Raw genomic sequence first — 20,997 nt, forward strand, 5'->3', positions numbered from 1 at the left:
CTTGGACAGAACAGCCTATTTTAATAACGCTGCTACCACTTTCCCGAAACCGGAGGAAGTGTATAGCTTTATAGATAAATATTATCGTGAGTCAGGAGTTAACTCCGGCCGTGGACAGAACAACTCCGCAAGCAAGCTCACTCAAGATACGAGATATCTGATGTTGGAGCTGTTTCACTGCCCTGCCAAAAAGGTTGTATTTACTCCATCGGCAACTGAAGCAATCAACATCATTTTGCAAGGACTTCCCATATCGGATAACTATAACATCTATGTTTCACCCTTTGAACATAATGCGGTTACCAGGGTGCTGAATTATTTGCAGGGATTATATAAACTGAACATTATTACCCTCTCCGTTAACGAAAAGGGGCTTGCCTACGATTTAGAGAAAACTAATTATCAGTTTGCTGAGAATAAACCTAACATCGTAATTATTAGCCATGCAAGTAACGTGTGTGGCGTGGTAGCGCCTATAAAGGATATTTGCGCAATGTCGCACCAATACGGATCAATCAATGTAATTGATATGTGCCAGACCGCAGGTTTAATAGATACGGATTTAAGCAGTAATATCTACGATTTTGTGGTTTTTGCAGGGCATAAGACTTTATATGCTACCTTTGGCATTGCAGGATTTATTAGTAATGGGGACATCAAGCTTAAGCCTCTTATTTACGGCGGCACCGGAATTGATTCTGCAAATCCTAATGTGCCTGATACAATTCCTGAAAGATATGAGATCGGCAGCCAAAACATAATGGCTATAGCAGGTCTGTACGCGGCTTTGAATTGGATAAAGAAAACAGGTATTGATCGTATCTATGCAAAGGAAAAAGAAAACCATAACAAGTTAATTTCTGTTTTGAGCAAGTACAATAACATTAAAATTATCACTCCATCAGTAGCAACCGAAACTGTTGGCGTAGTGTCCTGTATTTTTGATGGTTACAGCAGCGATAATATCGGCCAGATATTGAGCGAACAAGGTGCCGAGGTCAGGACAGGACTGCATTGTGCGCCTTCTGCTCACAGGTTTTTAGGTACATATCCTGCCGGAACAGTTAGATTCAGCGTAAGTTATTTTAATACCGATGATGACTTCGCAAAGCTAAGACAAGCATTAGATTATATTGACGAAAACAGTTAGGAGTGATAAAAGTGAGAGAACAAGAATTTGAGAATTATTTACTTTTGGATGATAATATAGTCAGTAAAGTGAAGGCAGTGCGTTCAAGAGTAAATAAAGCACGAATGATAGAGCGGCACTTTGATACTTCGCTTGACTATATCGTATCGGATAATAAAAGGATGTATGAATCCTTGCTTAAAATAAAAGCTGAAATGAATGACATAAACGGAAATATCTCAAATGCTTTGCGAAAATATTATCATTTTGCAAACGGTGTCTTGTTTCCTACGTTGTCAAGCTACGAGAAGTGATTTAGGAGGTGGGGTTCGTGGGTTTAAAAGACGTAGAACCTAAAAGCGAATATCGGTCTTTACTGGATGATATAGTAAGGGATTTCTATATTCCTTTACTTAGACAAGCTGTATCATACAAAAGGGCCGTCGGTTTCTTTTCTTCCTCGGCTTTAATTGAAATATCGAAAGGGATATCAGCCTTAGTGAAAAATGGCGGTAAAATCCAATTGATAGTATCTCCTAAGTTATCAGAGGATGATATAGAGGCCATTGAAAAAGGATTTGAGATGCGTTATGAAATCATTGAAAGATGTTTGGAACGCTCATTCGAACCGCCAAGAAATGTCTACGAAGAAAAGCGGCTGAATCTTTTAGCCAATTTGATCGCTAATGGTCAACTTGATATTAAGGTTGCTTTTTTAGAGAGCAACAATAAAATTGGCATGTTTCATGAAAAAATGGGTCTTATAACAGATGTGGATAATAATGTAATTGCTTTTACTGGCTCTATGAATGAAACCCAAAATGCTTTCTCGCACAACTATGAATCTATTGACGTATTTTGCTCCTGGACACATGATTCAGAAAGAGTATTTGCTAAGGAAGCAGCATTTAATGCGTTGTGGAATGATTATGAACCCCATATCAAGACCATCGATTTTCCTAAAGTTGCAAAAGAGCAGTTTCAAACATACAAAATTAATAATTCGATTGATAACGAAATTGATTATGTGGAATTTGGAGTTTCAGATAGTCAGCCAGAACCTCAAATAACAAAAAGCACTCGGCAACCGATGATCCCCGCTGACGTAGAAATCAGGTCATATCAATCAGAAGCGATTGATGAGTGGGAAAAAGAAGGCTTCCGAGGCATTTTTGATATGGCTACAGGTTGGATACGCTACGAATTAAGCTTACCAAAAACATTACCAGCGATATGAGAAAAGTATACCAAATTTGTGGTATACTTTTTTTAGCATGCTAAGAAAATTTATTGCCACAAACATAGCCACTAAAATATGAAAAAGTCTTGAAGGTTTTAACGTTAAATGTTACCAGCATTTAACCCTTCAAGACTCCCAAAGACAAATTGATAATAACATTGATAGATACCAAAATCAATATATACAGCAACAATTTTTACTGCAATTTAGGACAAGAGATCTTAGATAAGCTTAAAAGCTGCTCATTGCTTAGACGGAAAAGTTTGGTTTACAAATTCTTCATTAACAATCAGGAGAAGCAGCTTTTTTGTCCCATGCTGAAGTTTCTTGAAAGGAAAAATGTCGTCCTTTGGCCATCCATTAAACTTCCAAATAGAAAATACCCTGTGAACGTATATCTTTACGGGGTAGCATTGTATCTCACCTCAAAAATCAGCATGAGGGAAGCTGCTTTGAAGATACGCCAGAAATTTGGCCTTGAAAGTTTCAGCCACTCGACCCTTTCCCGAACTCTTCGGAAGCTTTCTCTGAACATTTTTGAACTTTTATCAATAGCAAAATCAGTTTCTCCATCTGCAGTTTCAAGTCCTCCTCTGAATGAACGTGCCCACTGGGGTGTTGATCAAACTTCAATATATAAAAAAATACTTTCGGTAATTCATCCCGTTTTTAACAAGAGCAATGGAATTGCATTTAGCAGCACCTTAAATTACCAATACTTCAATAAGACACAGAAATTTTTAATTTAAGACGATAAATTCATAAACCCATATCGCCTTGCACCAAGTTTAAAGATAAGATGCTTATCAGGAGGTGGTTATGGGTGAATATCATAAAATATCCCATAAAAGAAGTAAATATTAAGACGATTCCAAGTAACAAGATGCTTGGGATGGGAATATCCAGGAATCAAAAGATACTGTGCAAAGAAAGCATTAGACAGTATGGCCTCGTCATGCCCATTGTCACAGTGGAAAAACCTTCGGGCGGGCTGATGGTTTTAAAAGGGGACAATGAACTTTCTGTTTTAAAGGAAATGGATGTAGAAAAGGCTGAGGTATTCGTGACAAGTATCCAAACATCTGCCGACATCGGCAAGGCAATTCTCCTTTTATCTTCCTTACAAAAGGAGCTTAATCATATTTCTGAGGGGTTGATTTTAAAGGAGATTCTTAAATTCGGCCAGTACAACCAAAAACAACTGGCAGAACAGCTAATGAAATCGGAGGCATGGATTTCGAAAAGGTTATCCTTGGCCGAAAAGCTCAACGATAATGTGGCAACCATGGTATTGGATAGAACTTTATGCCCTTCCGTAGCCCAAAATATTGCCCGCCTTCCCAAAGATCGGCAGCATACCTTTGCTATGAAAATTTATTCGAATAACATCCCCAAGTTGGCGGTGGAGAAGCTTGTCAGTGCCTATGGAAATAAAAATACTCCTGATGTGTTGAAGGAGGAAATTATCAATAACCCCCTCAATGCAATGGAAAACATAAATACTACCGGCGTTAAAAATGTTGGCAATAAAGGAGAAGATGATTCTAAATTTCAAGGCTCATTACGACTTTTAATTAAACTGATTGCAAATTTAGAAGCCTTTTTTGCGAGGTGGGAAAAGGAAAAGCTTCTAAAATATTCGGCCTTACTTGGAGCGGTGGAGACCTCTCTCTCCCGGTTTTTGGTCTTGATACAACAAAGGGGAATTTCCCCAGGGAAATCAAGTTCCCAAGAAGGAGGTAATGCTCATGGCAGTTGTTGATACCAATACCTACAGGCTGATCCGCAGGCTATACACGGTGGAGGGTTTAAGCCAAAGACAAATTGCGAAACAGTTGGGGGTCTCCCGGCCCACAGTAAGGAAATATTGCCAAGGTTCTTGCCTGCCGGGAGAAAGAAAAGAATATCAAATAGATAAAACTCCCTTAAGGTTAGCTATAGAAACAGAGATTATCCAGATTTTCAATGAATACAAAGATGCTCCTAAAAAACAAAAAATCAATGCAAAAATCATTTGGGAGATGCTAGTAAGATCCGGCTATATCATAGGAGAATCTACGGTTAGAAAATATATTCAGGAGATGAAGATAGACAAGCCTGAAATCTTTATTCCTCTTGAATTTGAACCAGGTGAGGCCATGGAATTTGATTGGGGCGACGTTTATGCCTACATTAATAAAATTAAAACCAGGGTATCTGTCTTTTGTGCCGTCCTCCCTTACAGTTACGGCATATTTTGCGCGGTCTTTCCGGATAAGACAAGCTCCAGCTTTTTTATGGGGCACGTAATGGCTTTTGAGTATTTCGGAGGTGTTCCCCTCCGGTGCATTTATGATAACCTGAAGAGTGTTGTCTTAGAAGGCTCAGGGAAGGATGCCATTAAGCAGGAAAAGTTTAAAAAACTTGAGGCCCATTATGCTTTTGAAGGCATCATGTGTAATGTAGCAAGCGGATGGGAAAAGGGCGCGGTTGAGAACCTTGTTTCTGTGATCAGGAAAATTGCTTTTACGCCTATGCCCTGGGTAGAAAGCTATCAGGAACTCCAAGAGCATGTTACCCAAAAGTGTATCCAGTACTCTATGACCCATAGGATCAAAACCCGTACCAGGACAATTAAGGACATGCTGGAAGAAGAAAAGAAATTCCTGCTCCCCCTTCCGGCATATCCTCTAGATCCATCTGAAGAAGTTAAGGCTAATGTCTATTCGGATCTTACCGTTAGAATTGGCGGGATTAAGTATTCTGTACCACCCGAATACGTGGGTATGTCTGTAACAGTTAAAGTGTCGCCCTTCAACGTAGATATTTATCATCTTGGTAAACTGGTTTGGCAGCATAAAAAAGGGATGCATTCCTCAGATCACCAATATATTCCGGAGCATTACCTGGAAATCCTTCAGCGGAAGCCTCGGGCCATTAAAAATGCTGTTCCTATCAATAAAGGTGTCATGCCTGTTGAACTAGCTGATTTTCTGAAGCTTTGTAAAGACAGGGATAAGAATGTCCAATTTGTAAATCTTTTGCTTTTGGCAAAGAAGTTGGAGCCGGCAACCTTGCTTTGGGCTGTAAAACAGGCGAACCTCACCGGCTGTCCCTCCTATGACAGGGTTTGCTTTTACCTTGAAATACTCGAAAAGAAAGCTGATGAAAAAAACCTCCAAGAAGAAGTCATTAAAGTCAGATCCGCCGACCTGAAGCAATACGATCACTTGATAGAAAGGAGCCGAAATACGAATGAAAAAGCTGATTCATGATCCGGCATCCTTGTCTCAAGATATTATAGCCATATCAAAAAGTCTTAAGCTTCATGCTTTTAACAACTATAAAGAATATATTAAAAACGATCTGTCTACCGAAGAAGTCCTCTACCAGCTTCTAAAGGCTGAACAGTACATAAAAGATGAAAATAAATATAAATACCGGATTAAAACCGCGGGCTTTCCCATCATTAAAACTCTTGATACCTTTGAGTTTGATTCAAAACGCCTGCCTGACCTTAATAAAGATGTGGTCATGGAGTTGGCAACCTGCAGATTTGTGGAAAATAAGCAGAATATAGTTGCTGTTGGAAATTCTGGGACAGGAAAAACCCATCTTATGACCGCAATTTGCGTTGAAGCCATTACCAAGGGCTATACAGTCAAATTTAGAAGAGCTGCGGATCTGGTGACCCAAATGACGGAGGCAGCAGATGAAAAACACCTTTCCAAGTACATTAAAAACATCAACTCCTGTGATATTTTATTTATCGATGAACTTGGTTTTTTATCCTTTGACGCAGCAGGTGCCAGCCTGCTGTTTCAAATATTTGCCGCCAGGTATGAAACGAAAAGCACTGTTGTCACCTCAAATCTTGAATTTTCCAAGTGGGTGACCTTCCTTGGCAAGGATGAGCAAATGACTTCCGCTTTAATAGGAAGGCTAGTCCATCAATCAACAGTCTTAAATATGAATGGCGAAAATTATAGAATTCAAAAACATTAAGGTATAAATACAAAGGGCTTGTTTAAGGACAGGCTCTTTTTGTTTGAAAAATTAGGTTGAAATTGAGTTAGTCAATATTATTTCCATTGGAAAGCTAGTACAGGAAAGTCATGGATACAAGGTTGCGGGTATAGCCTTTGGAGAGGCTTGTTATTAAAGGTTTTGAGGTGGTAAACTTACGTGTAGCGATATTTTCGAAACTTCAGTTGTTCAGTGGTATAGTCTTAACATAGCGTACCCAAAAAAGACATCAATGTTGAACTTAACGATGGAAAACTTATGATTTCTATTACTAGGGATGAAAACAGTGAATCAAAGAAAAAGAATTTCATCCACAGAGAGAGACGTTATAGTTCTATGAGTCGTTCAATTTATTTGGAAGATGCCAAGCCAGATGGTATTAAAGCAAAACTGGAAAATGGTTTACTTAAAGTTGTAGTTCCTAAAGAAGAAAAGCCAAACAACAGCATTACAATTGATGTTGAATAAGGCAAAATAAGAGGACGTTTAAACTTTCGTGTAATTGGTAATAACTACCATAAAGGAGATGTTATCAATGAACGAAAGAGCAAATGAATTAGTGAAACTATTGGCACAGGAATGTAACAGCATGGAAGATATCCATACAATGCTAAAAAATCTTTTTAGTGGAACAATTGAAGAGATGTTAGAAGCTGAAATGGATGAACATTTGGGATATGATAAACACAGTCCGGCAGGAGATCTGAGCGGAAACAGCCGGAATGGTTATAACAAAAAAACGATTCAAACGCAAATGGGAAAAACAGAAATAAAGGTTCCGCGAGATCGAAACGGCGAATTTGAACCACAGTTGATTGAGAAATATCAAACAAAATCCAATAACCTAGAGCAGCAAGTGATAGCCATGTATCAAAAAGGCATGTCTACCCGTGATATAGAGGCCCACCTTCATGATATCTATGGAGTAGATGCATCACCGGCCCTGATCAGTCGAATTACAGACAAAATCATGCCGCAGCTTATGGAGTGGCAATCAAGACCGTTGGAGAGCATATATCCTGTAGTATTCTTTGATGGAATAGTCTTCAAAGTGCGAAAGGACGCCAAGATTATCAACAAATGTGCCTATACTGTGTTAGGGATTAATATGGAAGGTAGAAAAGAGATATTAGGTATTTGGATCAGTGAAAATGAGAGTGCAAGCTTTTGGGCAACGGTGGTCAATGAGATGAAAAATCGGGGCATAAACGACATTTTAATTGCATGTCATGACAATTTAAATGGATTATCGACAGCAATAAACAGCGTATTCCCGAAAACGGAGCAACAACTATGCATTATCCATCAAATCAGAAACTCAACAAAGTATGTTTCGTATAAAGATTTAAAACCTATTATGGCAGATTTAAAGTCAGTCTATCAGGCTCCATGTGAGGATGATGCACTTTATCATCTTGAGGAATTTGGAGAGAAGTGGGGTAAAAAATACCCCCAGATAGCAAAGTCATGGCGAGATAACTGGAGCGAGCTTTCGGTGTATTTCAAGTATCCGGAGAATGTTAGAAGGCTAATTTATACAACAAATGCAGTAGAAGGATTTCATCGGATGTTACGGAAATTTACAAAGACCAAGACAACATTTCCCGGTGATGAAGCACTCAAGAAATCAATCTACTTATCTGTAATGGAAATTGAGAAAAAATGGAGTTTACCAATTCGTGATTGGGGAATAATAATGGGACAGATATCCATATTCTTTGAGGAGCGTCTGTTAGGTGGCAAAAGTGCATAGTTCTCGGGGGCTCTGCCCCCGAACCCCCGGAGTTTACCGGGTTGGGAATCTAAGCAATAGAAAAGAAAAAACAGCCCATTTAAGACTGCCTTTTCCATTGCTTGAGTTCCACAGTCAGACCCTCAGGTTGCCCTCCGGCAGAGCCTTGTCTTTCTGGCTGTACTAAAATTTTACCCATTATTGCAAGGTATTAAACCTTGTTGGGAATAACTAATTACACGAAATATGAAACATTCCCCAAAATAAAGCACATCGGGTTATTCACCCATGTGCTTTATTTTTTATACTATCAATTGCTTTTTTTATTTTTCTTGTTTGTGTTCATTTTATTTACTGCTTTTAAATTAATTAGTGTTTCTTTATGTAATTTTGACGTTATATTGGGGAAAGCAGCAAATACTCTTTTCACAAACTCTTTATTTTGTTTTGATATATCATTAAATTTTTGGTTAAGCTCATCGATTTTATTTGTTAATACCCTAATCTGAGACAGTTCTTCGTCAGATTGTATTGATTTTAATTTTATAAAAAATTCCTCTGACATCGTCTCTTTGATTTCATCCGCAATCATATGAAGCTTCGATAGGTTGGTATTCAATTTTAAAGCATTTAGAGTAGATATTATATTATCAGTCAAGAATATGGATAGTAATATTAAACTTGATGTGTAACGCATGCTTAATGGCAACTTGTTAATCATATTAAGTAAAATAGGATTTAGAAAATATATTGCGATTAATGATAATCCTCCAAAAATCAACGAATTATGTAATACGACTCTTCCATGAATATTCAACTTATAATTTGAATAATCCCACCATTTTAAATGGTATATTCGTTCTAATAAATATCCCGTAACATATTCCAAAAGACTAGTTACAATCACTGCAAGAAAATAAACTATTATAGGATTATCTGAAAAAGGTGTCAAAATATTTATGACTGCAAGTGCTCCAAAGCCATAAATAGGACAATACGGGCCTATTAAAAACCCTCTGTTCACAAACTTTTTATCCGGAAACGAACAATATATTACCTCACATACCCAGCCAATAAAGCTGTATGTTAAAAAAAGCAAAAATTCTTTTATTATATACTCCATAACGATCCCTTTCTATAATTCAATATTATTCGAGAAACTTTTTCCTAATCCGCATTTTGTCTCAACAACTCTTTTAAAGCTTTCCTGTTCGATATTAGCCATACAGATGAAAAAATCTCTGATTTAAAAGCATCCGAAAAGCTCTCGGACTTAATAAAGCAAAGGAACTTATCCGATGAGCATGAACAAATCCAAGGCAATACCAATATTTTATTTGCTGTAATATCATTTTCCATCTGATGACATCTTTGAAAATAATATATCTCCACAGACGACGGTCTCTTTACTCCTTTTTTGCTTTGTAAATAGTATTTAGAAATCTTCTTTGCATTTCTTCTTCTAAATCATTATCGTAGTCCTTTGTGTGCTTATGCATTGCATTAATGAAATCTTCAAAATAAGTCACATCATCAAACAGGCTCCTGTTTTCAATAAAGAAATTATAAATTTCTCTGTAATAAATGACAGTATACTTTTCACCGCACGAAAACTTGCTTAATTCAATGCGATTGTAATTAGGTGAAAAAATAAAGCAACTCACAGATTTCTTGCGATACTCATCATCAGTTGTGACTTGTTGATAGTATTTTTTAAGCTGTGATTGTACCTTATCACTGTAAATATCGTGTCGGTCATCAATACCATTGATGCTTGATTTGATTTTATTTTCTATTACAATGGCATTGTTTTTGTCAGAGATTAGCAGGTCAATATTTCTCTTTTCTCTCTCTATGTTGAAATCTGTTTGTATCTTGATAGATAAAACTTCATGCGCAAACTTAGAAAAAGCTTCTCTATTTATATTGAAAAAGTAAGCAAGCATATTGGAAAAAGCGAGTTCATTGTCTTCCTGCTTAATTATTTTAAGGAAATTGAAATGTGGATCTTTTTGTAGCTTTGGCAATTCAGAAATTGCTTGGGTCGTATTAGTATCTTCCCATAGCTCTTTGGCCTCAATTATCTGATTCAAATCAGCAAAGGAATCCGGCTTTTCATTTTCGTTGTAGAACTCTCTTAATGTTTGTTTGCCAAATCCTTTATTTGTACGAATGAAAAAAGTGTTATCTCCACTTACAGATTCATCGTCTGTAATATAAATCTGATTTTTTGGCTTAATAACCCTATCCGCAACAAACGTAGTATAAGCATTTTTTTCTTCTTCAAGGCTACCTTGATATGAATTTTCATTAAATAAATCAACAAGGCTTACTCCACCATAGGTCAGCCCTAATTCAACTTGCCCTTGATATCTCTCTTTTCGCGTAAGTTTACTGTCGGCAAAATCAAGAATTTTAACACCCTCTGCCTTCGCTAGTATTTTATATGTTTTCGAGGCAAATTTCCGTACCAACAAAACGGTTATACAACTTTCTCCATGAGATAATTCTATTGTTCCTTGTGAATTCAGATAAATATAGTTCTTTCCATCATCAGCCTTATATAAGTTAATTATTTCATGACCTATATTATCGCCCTCAGACAAATAGCCTCCAACATACATTTTGTTGATTATTATTTCTCTACTCTTATGTTTTGGCTTTTCTGTGATTTGTTTTCTATTCTCAACTGGAACTAATTTCCCATCTGATGACAAAAATAAACGAAACCTTCTTAAATGAGATAAGTAGCTATTAACAAGTGAAACAACGTTACCGGTCGAGTTATTAGAAAGAGCTTTTAATAACTCTTCCTTTGCATCACTCTCAAAATCAGTAGATGTCACTACATTCCAGAACAGCTCTTTACTCCCTTTTTTCCAAAGATAGAAGGAATCAGAGTAAGAAGTGCTGACTGTTGATTTGGAAAGGTTCAGGCTATGTAAGAATTTTTTATATAATGATCGTAACTCTTCATAAGATAAAGCTTTCATATTGTTTATCTCCAAGGTTGCTCCTCCCTTACCCAATCAAATCTACTCATCCTCATCCTCGTCCTCCTCAGTAACATCGATACCAAATAACATCTGAAATTTATCGAAGTTATAGGGGTATGAGTTATCACCATCAAAGCTTACCGATTTATGGCCATTGCTATATTCAAATTCCAGCTCCCACTGTGTACCATCAAGTACCATGTATCCGAAACGCTTTGTTGAGTATCGTCTACGCCACTCACCGATATGAAGATCTTTAAGTGCAACTATAAAAGTATCCTTTGTACACGGCTCCTGGTTATCTTCATCCCATAATGAGAGAGGTTCTTCATCTTCCCATAACTTTGTATAGGCTTTCAATTCATCAGTTAGTTCTACAACATAATTACTATAGCCACCAAAGTAACCTCCAATGCTAAAGGTTATCTTACTGATGGCATCTATATTTGCATCAAAGTCAGCTGCCTTTTCTTCTGCCTTTGATAAGGTATACGTTCCACCAGCTTCAGCATAGGCTTCTTTGGCTTTCTCTAAATATTCACGATTCCAGTGTAGGCGAGTATCTTCACTTGGATGCATAACAGTTTTAATGCCACCATGCGGGTTTTCCATTGAGTTTTTTAGACGACCTATTTCTTGCTTAAGTCCCCGGATAGCGGTCATTATCTGTTCTTTAGTTTTTCCTTTAAGATACTCTTCGTAATAACTTTCTGGACTGATCATCATATTAGACCGCCTCCTTTACTCATTGCCTGTCTTTATTTCATTGCCATCAGGCAAAATAAACGCCTGCTCAAACTTAATATCCAATACATCGGCTATAGCCTTCAACTCATCCAAGGTTACAGTTTCACGTTTTAATTTCTTATTGAAATTCTGTGGAGTCTGACCAATACGTCTAGCAAGTTCCGCGACGCTAATATTCATTTGTTCACATAGTTGCTTAATCATATCTGCCGTAGTCATACAGCACCTCCAATTTACACTAAAATATATTATAAACCATTTGGTTGATAATAACAATAGTTTTTTCAATATTGCTACAATTATAAACCAAAAGAAAAACCCACAACTCTACGTTAGAGTCATGGGCCATCTAAGTTCCTTTTTTCATACTTCAACTTCAATGCCAGATTTAAAGCATATTACAAAGTGGTCATTGTAAACAGTAACATTCTGTATTAACTTTCTTACAAGTGCATCATCATATCTTTGGGTACGGTATTTATTGTTGCGGATAAATTCTATCAGCTCGTTGATCCTCTCATTCTCTCCACTTAAGGATGCATCCTCCACAAGAAGGTTCTGCCGTTTTTCACGCAAGTTATCAATCTCATCTGCAAGAGGTTCATAGTCTTTCCCTTTATTCGCAAGGCTAATTAACTCTTTCTGCTTTTCTTCAAGCAAGGTGTTAATCTCTGAAATTTGATAATCTGTAGCGTCACCGATTACTGCATGAATGTTTTCTTCCAGTGTTTTTATCATGTTGTCACCGCCAGCAAGTAATCTATTAATGGCGGTCATAACAGCATCATATAAATCGCCTTCCTTTACTGTTCGGCTCTTACAAACTTCGGGGCCTTGCTCGATTCTTGTTACGCATCGCCAAACAATTTCTTTTCTACCGTGAATGTTCCAGTAAACTCGTCTGTAAATATCACCACACTGTTTGAAACCGCGAATTTTCACGCGTTACCCCACGCCCGTTTCTGGGGCGAAAAGTGGTAGAGATTTAGACCCCCCTACCCCAGAAACTGCAGAAAATCTCAGAAGTTAAGCTAATCTTAGGATTTTGTGAGATTTTTGCATCTATTTAAAGCCGTTAATCGGCATAGTTTTCAAATTTGAGTATTAACCCTTTTCTAGAAAAGAGGTGAGTATTTTAATTTATCTGTCAATCAAGCGAATTATCTGACAATTGACCGTTATTCTATCTAACAGAGTCTGACAAAGATGTTTGTCTTCCACTACATCTAACCACGCAGATATTTCACGATTGGTAATAAAAATGATACTTCTTGTTTCATTAAGAAAAGTAACTGCTCGATAAAAAGCCTGCAACTCTGACCTTGTTGGTTCTAGATAAAATACATCATCAATTATGATCAGGTTGCACTCCCGCATATAGGAGAAGGCTGCTCCTGCTTTTGGGTTTATATCTTTGTTCTCCACAATAGATACAAAAGTATCAGTGGATGCATAATAAGTTTTATGTCCCTTGTCGATCGCTGTTTCTCCAAGATGAACAGCAAGACTAGTTTTGCCTGTCCCGCATTTACCAAGCAGAATAACGTTTTGTTCTTCATTGAGCCATGTCAAATGGGATAATTGTTTTATCTGCCATTCCAAACCTTTGTTTAAATTCGATAATTCAAATACCTTGTTGGGTAGTTTGCTTGCCCTTCTTAGCTTGATCTGTTTTTGTCTGGCTCGTATCTCTAGTTCTTTATGTAATATCATCTGAAGATAATCTAGGTTGGACAGCTTCTCATCATTCAAATCAATATATCCCCTGGCAATATTCCATAGATTTAGCTTCCTAGCCAACTCGCGGATTTCAGTTATATCAGCCATCAATTTCCCTCCTTATCTCCTTGCTATGTGTCAGATGATTGAAATACTGCTGATTTGGTAAGAACTTCTTCGCTATCTGCTCACCATACTTATACATTATGTAAGCCAAAAGTTCATAGGCATTGCAGCGTTCAGTCTCAATGCAGTATCTTATCCCGTCAAGCATTTGCTCCATCGAATAAAACTTCGTCATGCGATTTAAGCGAATGCAATGGCTATTAAAATATTTTGGTTGTTCTTGTTCCATCCGCCGTATAAATTCCTGAGCGATTTCATGCTCTGCAAAATATTGTTTTATAAGAGCATGAGAAACCCTGTTTCTGTTGTTTTTTCCCTCAGCTTTGAATATCTGTCCAGTATCTTCTGTTACTGGATACTTAGCTAATAATTCATTAGTATCAGTATCATAAAATAGAAGCATTTCACCATCATCCTCTATACGTATGCGTTGATGTGCATCCATCACACCGACATCAATCTGATAACGATTCCCTTTATAGCTGACCACTCCATTGGAATCAAAGGATACTACAGTACTTGATACCTCTGAATATGGTTTAACATGAAAAAGCTGTTTTTGTTCTTCAATAAACATTTCTCGTGGCACTTTTCTAGTCACAGTATGAACTCTCCCGTTGCCTTCTCTATCCAACCATGCAAGAGCTGCACTGTTAAGACTGTCAATTCCGGTATATACCCTCCCCTCCAGAAAACTTTGCTTAACATATCCAATTACCTCTTCTACCTTCCCTTTACTCTGAGGATCTCTTGGCCTGCATAATGAAACACTGTAGCCGATACGCTTTACATATTTTTCAAAGGCCGGTACAAATATAATATTACCTAGATTTTCGCTAACCACATAGACCCGATCAAGATCATATAGAATAGTCTGTGGTCTTCCTCCAAAATATTGAAATGAATAGTTATGAGCTTTTATGGCTGTTTCAGTCGTGAAGGGATCCGGTGAAAAGCAAACAAATTTCATTCTGCTATAACTCAGAACCATACAAAAGAAATATACCCTTACAATTCTTCCATACATATCTTTAAGTTTATATTGACCAAAATCAGCCTGTGCTTCATATCCTGGTGACGAGACTCCACGTGGCGAGATTTTCCGCTTACTGGTATGCTGATAACCGTGCTGTTCCCTTAAAGCTTTCATGTAGCGATAGAAAGTAGCTCGTTTAACTTGTAAGTCAGGAAAAACTTCCATTAATTTGAGATAGATATTCGTATCCCGGATTTGCGGGCATATTTTCAATTGCTCTAATATGTACTGTCGATAATTATCCATATGGTGCTTTTCCTGCTCAGCTTCCCTGGCATAATCCTCTTTGCTCATATTCCAGTATTTACTGACAGAAGTATAGGTGAGCCCCAGCGCTTTAGCAGTCTTGGTCTGGGCAAGTCCAAGTTCTTTGTATTCCTGGATTTTTTGATATTGCTCGAAACCGATCATTTTTAATTCCTCCTTTTGTTGTGTTATCCAAGTAATAATGTGTATATCAGTGCAAGCAAAAGCATCACCCCCTTAAAATAGCACGCTAAATAAGCTACTTAAATATCCTGTAGGATTTAAGTAGCGTAATTGTCAAAAAATCTACACATAGCAAACGCCTTTAGGAACTGAGATAATAACCTCAAGACTATTTGAGGAGGAATTATCTATGACTCTTAAAGAGCAGTCCATGATTAGGCGCCAGCAAGTAAAAGATTATCTTGCTTCCGGCCAAGCTGCAGCCGCATGGTGCTTAGAAAACAATCTAAACATCACTACACTCCGATACTGGGTGACCAAGTGCAACCGCGAAGCCAATGCTGATCCCCAGCAAAAAACCTTTATCGAGTTGAAGCAAACATCGATAAAGGAAGTTCCGGTCATTGTTAAGATCGGGGCAGTTTCCATCGAGCTGTATTCAGGCTTTCAAGCAGAGACTCTGCGCGAAGCTATTGCTGCTATTTATTCCATATGAGCCTAAATACTGCTGGCCTTAGAATATTCCTTTCTTGCAAGCCCTGCGACATGCGAAAGAGTATCGAAGGTCTTGCTACATTGGTCCAGACGCAGTTACAGATGGACCCTTTTGAAAACTGCCTTTACGTGTTCTGTAACCGGGCCTGTGATAAATGTAAGATCCTTCATTGGTCGAATAACGGCTGGTGGTTATATTATCGCAAATTGAGTCGTGGCGTTTTCCGATGGAAGTTTTACGAAAACAAACAGGTCCTTGAGGTCTCTGAACGGCAGTTTAGGTGGCTTTTAGATGGTTTATCAATGGATCAGCCATCCGCACATAAGCCTGTTAAGCAGCGGATAATTCTTTAACCGGTTTTGCTAAAATAATTTAATGAAATTGCCGTATTTTCCCCTGTTTCAGGGCTTTTTACCGCTATTATCCTGTAATTTTACGTTAGGTTCTTATATAATAAGGATATGAATAACGTGATAAAGTTACCTCAAAAACCACAACTGAATTACAGAGAAATGTCACAAGCAGACCTGGCTGCCCACTGCGAAAAGCAGGATAAGGCCATTGCCGAACTGACTCAAAACATGAATCGCCTCATTGAGATGATTCGTTTGAATAACCATAAGAAGTATGGTTCCAGCGGTGATTCTGTATCCTATCCCGAGGGAATGGAACAACTCTGCTTATTCAACGAAGTTGAAGTCACTGCTCAAAAAGGAGCGTCAGAACCAACTTTTGAAGAAGCAACGGCGAAGACCCCTAGAAAACCCAAACAAAAGGGTAAGCGTGAACAAGACTTCAAAGATTTGAAGGTCACCGTCATTGAACATGAGCTTCCGGCAGAACAGCAGGTTTGTCCAGTGTGTGACAGTCCCCTACACGATATGAAGGTTGAAATTACTAAGACACTGAAACTTGTACCGGCCCATTTCGAAGTTGAGGAACACCGCCGTCATGTCTATACCTGCCGTACGTGTGAAAAAAATCAAGGCGAAGGTGATAAGATCCCTTTTGTTCGTGCTGACATGCCCAACTTGCCGATTCCCGGAAGTTTTGCTACCCCGGAGTTGATCGCTGGCATCATCAATAGCAAATATACCAATGCAATGCCACTTTCCCGGATTGAGCGGGAGTTTGACCGGATGGACAGCGTCAGGATCTCTAGGCAGAACATGAGCAATTGGGTACTCCAATGTTCGGAGGAATACTTTTCAAGGATCTATACCCATATGAGAAGTGTCCTTCTGAGCAAAGACATCTTGCACGCCGATGAAACTTGGACCCGTGTTGTGCAGCAGGATGGCAGGGACTCCAAGAAAAAATGCTATATCTGGGTTTACTGCAGCGGGGCCCATGATGAGCCAATTATCTATTATGAATTCCATGAAAGCCGGGCTACGGAATCGGCCAAGGAATTTCTAAAGGACTACTCTGGTTTCTTGCACTCCGATGGCTACGAGGTTTACCATCGTTTGGGGCCGGGAATCACGGTTGTTGGATGTCTTGCCCATATAAAGCGTAAATTTACGGATGCTATTAAAGCATTAAGTCCGGAGGAGCAAAAGAAAACCGTTTGCTTCAAGGGACAGGAATATTGCGACTACTTGTTCCATATCGAAAAGAAATACAAGGATGCTACCCCCGAGGAGCGTCATAACAAGCGCCTCACCCTGTTAAAACCGGTGATGGATGCCTTTTTGTCGTGGCTTAAAGAGACCAAGCCCCTCATTGTACCCAAATCCCAAGCTTATGAGGCCGTAAATTATGCGCTGAACCAGTGGCCATACTTTGAGAATATCCTTTTAGATGGTCGCTTAGAGTTGACAAATAATTTGGTGGAGCGAAATATACGTCCGTTTACAATTGGCCGCAAAAATTGGGTCACCATGAAAACTGATCGGGGTGCACACGATAGCTCGATGGTTTACAGTATCATACAAACTGCATTGGCCAATGACCTAAAAGTTTATGAATATCTGGTCTATTTATTGAAACAGATGCCGAATACAAATTTTAACCAATTTCCGGAACTGATTGAGAAGTTTGTTCCTTGGTCTAAAGAGCTTCCGGCTAACTGCTACAAAACTAAAAATTGAAAATTCCCACGTCCAACCTTTGGGTTGGGCTTTTTTGTTTATTTTAAGTGCTTAGGATTTGACAATTACGTAATAGGAGGTTATACTTTAAATGACGCCAATTGAGGAGTTTAATAAAGCATGTAATGAAAGAGCACAAGATTTAACGTTTATGAAGGCTAACAGTAGACGTATTGGCTCAATGCATTTTGGAGGTATTGTGATAGAATGTTTACTAAAATATATAATCGTTAAACATTACGGAATTAGCCAAAGACAAAGCATACAAGAATGGGTTTGTACAGCAAATACAGCAACATTAAATAATAACATAATTATTTGTTGTAAAATGAAAGTTGCAAGTTAAAAATCCATAGTATTGCAACTACATTTTCCACAATGTTGCAATACTATGGAAAAATTACTTGCAACTTTTTGCAAAAAGTTCTTGCAAAAAACAATGTAATTGTGCGTGATAATAACCCCAAAAAAGACAAAGTAATCCGTATTTATATTCTGAAGAGGCATGCAATTAAAGTGAAAATACGAATACATAAAATAATAGGATAAAACATAGGACAATAAACCATCAATTAGATCAAATAAGACAGTTCGGGGCTTAAAAACAAGTCCTGAATTGTCTTTTTCAAAACAATCAATAAATTTCTCAACGAAAAACCGTAGGCCTTTCAGTGACCCCGCTAAATCAGCAGGTGTTTTTATTATTTGTACATCGTAACATATTCTAATTGTAAAAATTGAAGGCGTCCTGTGAGTAATAAATTTAGTGTTATTCCGTATTACCTTTGAAGCTAAATATGTCAAATAATGAAAGTAGAATAAGGACTCCAGCGTTTGTGTGAATAAGCGGTGAAGGTTGTTATAGCATAAAGAAGGCGCCTTATCGTGTTAGCTTGGAATAACTGATAATTTGTTAAATACTTAACAGATTTTGATTGATAGGTTCTATATAATTATATAGATATGATTGATGAGGGGATGGTAGTGGTGCAAAGCAATGATAAAGCTTTAAATAAAATAAGTACCATTATTGACAGGACATATCACTTAGCTGAGATTATTTCTCGGGAGACAATGCTGGAGATCAGCAAAATGTTTTTTAATGTCATAGGGATTAACATTGTCTTTGTTGATAACAGAGCGGTTCCCATATCTCCCCCATTAGGGTCCTTTCCAAATTGGTGCCAGAGCCACTTTTCAGACAGAAAGCACTTTTTTCAATGTTTGTGCTGCTTTGAAACAGGTTTAAAAAACAGTTATCATAATGACCGTTCAAAGGTTTATCAGGGAAAGTGTGGCCTCACACTTATTTCGGCTCCTCTATATGCCCGAGATAATGTTCTTTTAGGATGTTTGATTACCGGCCCGGTTCAGCTTATGGAAGCGGAATCTTTGACTGAAGGGACAAATGGACCATGTGGGGATTATTTCAAACATCTGAACACTATTCCCAAAATTTCCGGCGATCAGTTTACAGCCGTTGCAACATTAATATCCACCTTGGCTAATTATCTTACAGTCTCAGAAAGTCTTTCCCGTTATCAACAAGAATTGGTGTCCTATCAAGACCGTCTGCTTCAAGAAATTCAAAAAACAGTCAATCTGGAAAAAGAAATTACTGAGTACCAGTTGATGCTAAAACAGGCGGAACTAAGGGAACTCCAGGCCAAAATGAACCCACACTTTCTCTTTAACGCACTAAATGTAATTGCCCGATTGGCGTTTGCTGAAGGAGCGGTTGAGACTGAGGGAGCTGTTTTTGCTTTAGCAGATGTGGCCCGCTATGGTATTGAGGGAAATATCGAAATGGTCTTTTTAAAAACGGAATTGGATCACATTAATTCTTACCTTAGTATCCAACGGTTAAGGTTCGGAAACCGGATTAGCGTGAAAATTCTAGTAGAAGAAGAACATCTAAGCGTAAAAATTCTTCCTTTTACTTTACAACCACTGGTAGACAATGCGTTTAAACATGGGTTCGAATCGGTCCCAGGAAAACACCGCTTATTGATAAAGGTTGATGAGGATATCCCGGGAAATCGTTTGTTAGTTTATGTAATAGATGATGGAGCAGGTATTGATACACAGCGTGTGACTGATGGTGACCACTGGTGCCATTGCCCAGGCTCCAGCCTGGAAAATATTCATCAAAGAATGAGACGACTGTTTGGCGACGCATACGGATTACAATTGCAGGGACCCCCGGATATCGAAGGGACTAAGGCCACATTAATTATGCCGCTGTTTACAAGTAATTAGTAATACAATTCATTATTGCCTCTCATCTTTTCACAGGCCTTCCTATGCCATATCTTTGTATCTTGGAACGCAAATCATTTTTCTCTATTTTCTTGTCGCTACACTACTTCTTCTATTTGTGATTTAAAAAAGCCTAGATTTTTAGTATACGGAAAATTCAAAATGTTTTTCCAGATCAACAGAAATTAATCCAGAGGGACTGGGCCTGATAAATTAGAATTTATTATCTCAAGACCTAATTTCCTGGAGCAAAACACTCCTTGGGGACGAGGTGAAAAGTTTTTGAAGGTGGCCACTTCAAAAGGACCTAATTAAAGTTAAAAAAGAAAGGAGTAGTTGTAATGAGCAAAAAAATTTTAGAGCAATTGACTGAAGCAGTTTTAAACGGTAATGATGATCTAACTAAAGAGTTGGTGAGTCAAGGAATTGAAGCAGGATTAACTCCAACAGAAATGATCAACGGAATGTCACCGGGAGCCAGAGAAGCAGGCCGGAAATTCGGAACAGGAGAATATTTTCTTCCTGAGCTGATGATGGCTGGTGAGGCAATGAATGCCGGTGTACAGTTACTCATCCCTTATATGACGGGTGATGCTTCTCCTAAATCTATCGGAAAAGTAGTAATTGGTAGCGTTGAAGGAGATGTCCATGACATTGGTAAGAACATCGTTGCTGCGCTATTAAGGGCAGATGGTTTTGAGGTAATAGACTTGGGAGTAGATGTTTCAGCCGATGCGTTTATTGAAGCGGTAAAAAAGGAACAACCGGAGATTTTAGGCCTTGGTTCTTACATGTCCACCACCCTAAAAGGGATTGAAGACACAATGGACCTGCTGGTCAAAGAATCTCTGAGAGACAAAGTGAAAGTGCTTATGGGAGGAGTAGCAGTGTTTCCCCAATATGTGAAACGGGTCGGCGGAGACGGGTTTGCTGAGGACGCAGAAGGAGCCGTACAGGAAGCTAGAAGATTGCTGGGAGGTGAATAATAAA

22 protein-coding genes are annotated in these 20,997 nt (G+C 38.3%); 15 read left to right on the forward strand and 7 right to left on the reverse strand.

Going from position 1 to position 20,997, the window contains the following annotated elements:
* Position 1 precedes the first annotated feature (1 nt).
* The 9 genes from LPY66_RS00400 (at position 2) to LPY66_RS00440 (ending at position 8,127) form a co-directional block, all read left to right on the forward strand.
* Positions 2–1,150, forward strand: coding sequence for an aminotransferase class V-fold PLP-dependent enzyme (locus LPY66_RS00400; RefSeq protein ID WP_337986214.1), 1,149 nt, complete (start codon positions 2–4; stop codon positions 1,148–1,150).
* 11 nt (positions 1,151–1,161) lie between these two features.
* Entirely contained in the window at positions 1,162–1,443 is a 282-nt protein-coding gene (locus LPY66_RS00405; protein WP_337986215.1) for a hypothetical protein, read from the forward strand.
* Between the two features lie 17 nt (positions 1,444–1,460).
* Positions 1,461–2,366, forward strand: a complete 906-nt coding sequence (locus LPY66_RS00410) for a phospholipase D-like domain-containing protein (RefSeq protein WP_337986216.1) — start codon at positions 1,461–1,463, stop codon at positions 2,364–2,366.
* Between the two features lie 317 nt (positions 2,367–2,683).
* Positions 2,684–3,118, forward strand: coding sequence for a hypothetical protein (locus LPY66_RS00415; RefSeq protein WP_337986217.1), 435 nt, complete (start codon positions 2,684–2,686; stop codon positions 3,116–3,118).
* A 221-nt stretch (positions 3,119–3,339) separates the two neighbouring features.
* Positions 3,340–4,131: a hypothetical protein gene (locus LPY66_RS00420; protein ID WP_337986218.1), complete on the forward strand. Its 792-nt coding sequence runs from the start codon at positions 3,340–3,342 to the stop codon at positions 4,129–4,131.
* Positions 4,118–5,623, forward strand: a complete 1,506-nt coding sequence (gene istA, locus LPY66_RS00425; protein ID WP_337986219.1) for an IS21 family transposase — start codon at positions 4,118–4,120, stop codon at positions 5,621–5,623. Before LPY66_RS00420 ends, istA (LPY66_RS00425) begins: the two co-directional genes overlap by 14 nt.
* Complete coding sequence (gene istB, locus LPY66_RS00430) at positions 5,604–6,353, forward strand: IS21-like element helper ATPase IstB (protein WP_337986220.1); 750 nt, start codon at positions 5,604–5,606, stop codon at positions 6,351–6,353. Before istA (LPY66_RS00425) ends, istB begins: the two co-directional genes overlap by 20 nt.
* A 249-nt stretch (positions 6,354–6,602) precedes the next feature.
* Positions 6,603–6,842, forward strand: a complete 240-nt coding sequence (locus tag LPY66_RS00435; protein WP_337988162.1) for an Hsp20 family protein — start codon at positions 6,603–6,605, stop codon at positions 6,840–6,842.
* 67 nt (positions 6,843–6,909) lie between these two features.
* Positions 6,910–8,127, forward strand: coding sequence for an IS256 family transposase (locus tag LPY66_RS00440; RefSeq protein WP_337986221.1), 1,218 nt, complete (start codon positions 6,910–6,912; stop codon positions 8,125–8,127).
* Between the two features lie 289 nt (positions 8,128–8,416).
* Here LPY66_RS00440 and LPY66_RS00445 read toward each other — a convergent pair whose 3' ends face one another.
* The 7 genes from LPY66_RS00445 to istA (LPY66_RS00475) form a co-directional block, all read right to left on the reverse strand.
* Positions 8,417–9,229, reverse strand: coding sequence for a putative ABC transporter permease (locus tag LPY66_RS00445; protein WP_014315038.1), 813 nt, complete (start codon positions 9,227–9,229; stop codon positions 8,417–8,419).
* A 283-nt stretch (positions 9,230–9,512) separates the two neighbouring features.
* Entirely contained in the window at positions 9,513–11,135 is a 1,623-nt protein-coding gene (locus LPY66_RS00450) for a PD-(D/E)XK nuclease family protein (protein WP_337986222.1), read from the reverse strand.
* Positions 11,136–11,141: 6 nt separating this feature from the next.
* The gene (locus LPY66_RS00455) at positions 11,142–11,828 is read right to left on the reverse strand and encodes a hypothetical protein (RefSeq protein ID WP_014315040.1); all 687 of its coding nucleotides are present in this window, start codon (positions 11,826–11,828) and stop codon (positions 11,142–11,144) included.
* 15 nt (positions 11,829–11,843) lie between these two features.
* Positions 11,844–12,068, reverse strand: coding sequence for a helix-turn-helix domain-containing protein (locus tag LPY66_RS00460; RefSeq protein ID WP_066085379.1), 225 nt, complete (start codon positions 12,066–12,068; stop codon positions 11,844–11,846).
* A 144-nt stretch (positions 12,069–12,212) separates the two neighbouring features.
* Positions 12,213–12,791: a recombinase zinc beta ribbon domain-containing protein gene (locus tag LPY66_RS00465; protein ID WP_337986223.1), complete on the reverse strand. Its 579-nt coding sequence runs from the start codon at positions 12,789–12,791 to the stop codon at positions 12,213–12,215.
* 198 nt (positions 12,792–12,989) lie between these two features.
* Positions 12,990–13,676: an ATP-binding protein gene (locus LPY66_RS00470; RefSeq protein WP_337986224.1), complete on the reverse strand. Its 687-nt coding sequence runs from the start codon at positions 13,674–13,676 to the stop codon at positions 12,990–12,992.
* Positions 13,669–15,141, reverse strand: coding sequence for an IS21 family transposase (istA, locus tag LPY66_RS00475; protein ID WP_337986225.1), 1,473 nt, complete (start codon positions 15,139–15,141; stop codon positions 13,669–13,671). The genes LPY66_RS00470 and istA (LPY66_RS00475) overlap by 8 nt, the downstream gene beginning before the upstream one ends.
* A 208-nt stretch (positions 15,142–15,349) precedes the next feature.
* On the opposite strand from istA (LPY66_RS00475), the gene tnpA reads away from it, so the two are divergent.
* From tnpA to LPY66_RS00505, 6 genes are all read left to right on the forward strand, one after another.
* On the forward strand, positions 15,350–15,655 hold the full coding sequence (gene tnpA, locus LPY66_RS00480; protein WP_089609048.1) for an IS66 family insertion sequence element accessory protein TnpA: 306 nt from the start codon (positions 15,350–15,352) through the stop codon (positions 15,653–15,655).
* On the forward strand, positions 15,652–16,008 hold the full coding sequence (gene tnpB, locus LPY66_RS00485; protein ID WP_089609049.1) for an IS66 family insertion sequence element accessory protein TnpB: 357 nt from the start codon (positions 15,652–15,654) through the stop codon (positions 16,006–16,008). Before tnpA ends, tnpB begins: the two co-directional genes overlap by 4 nt.
* Before the next feature lie 117 nt (positions 16,009–16,125).
* A complete protein-coding gene (tnpC, locus tag LPY66_RS00490; RefSeq protein WP_157677299.1) occupies positions 16,126–17,748 on the forward strand; it encodes an IS66 family transposase in 1,623 nt (540 codons plus the stop codon).
* 91 nt (positions 17,749–17,839) lie between these two features.
* A complete protein-coding gene (locus tag LPY66_RS00495) occupies positions 17,840–18,094 on the forward strand; it encodes a hypothetical protein (protein WP_089609065.1) in 255 nt (84 codons plus the stop codon).
* A gap of 617 nt (positions 18,095–18,711) precedes the next feature.
* Complete coding sequence (locus LPY66_RS00500; protein ID WP_337986226.1) at positions 18,712–20,007, forward strand: sensor histidine kinase; 1,296 nt, start codon at positions 18,712–18,714, stop codon at positions 20,005–20,007.
* A 341-nt stretch (positions 20,008–20,348) separates the two neighbouring features.
* The gene (locus LPY66_RS00505) at positions 20,349–20,993 is read left to right on the forward strand and encodes a cobalamin B12-binding domain-containing protein (RefSeq protein WP_337986227.1); all 645 of its coding nucleotides are present in this window, start codon (positions 20,349–20,351) and stop codon (positions 20,991–20,993) included.
* Positions 20,994–20,997: the final 4 nt, after the last annotated feature.

This window comes from Dehalobacter sp. DCM (assembly GCF_024972775.1).
In the GTDB taxonomy this organism is placed as follows: domain Bacteria; phylum Bacillota; class Desulfitobacteriia; order Desulfitobacteriales; family Syntrophobotulaceae; genus Dehalobacter.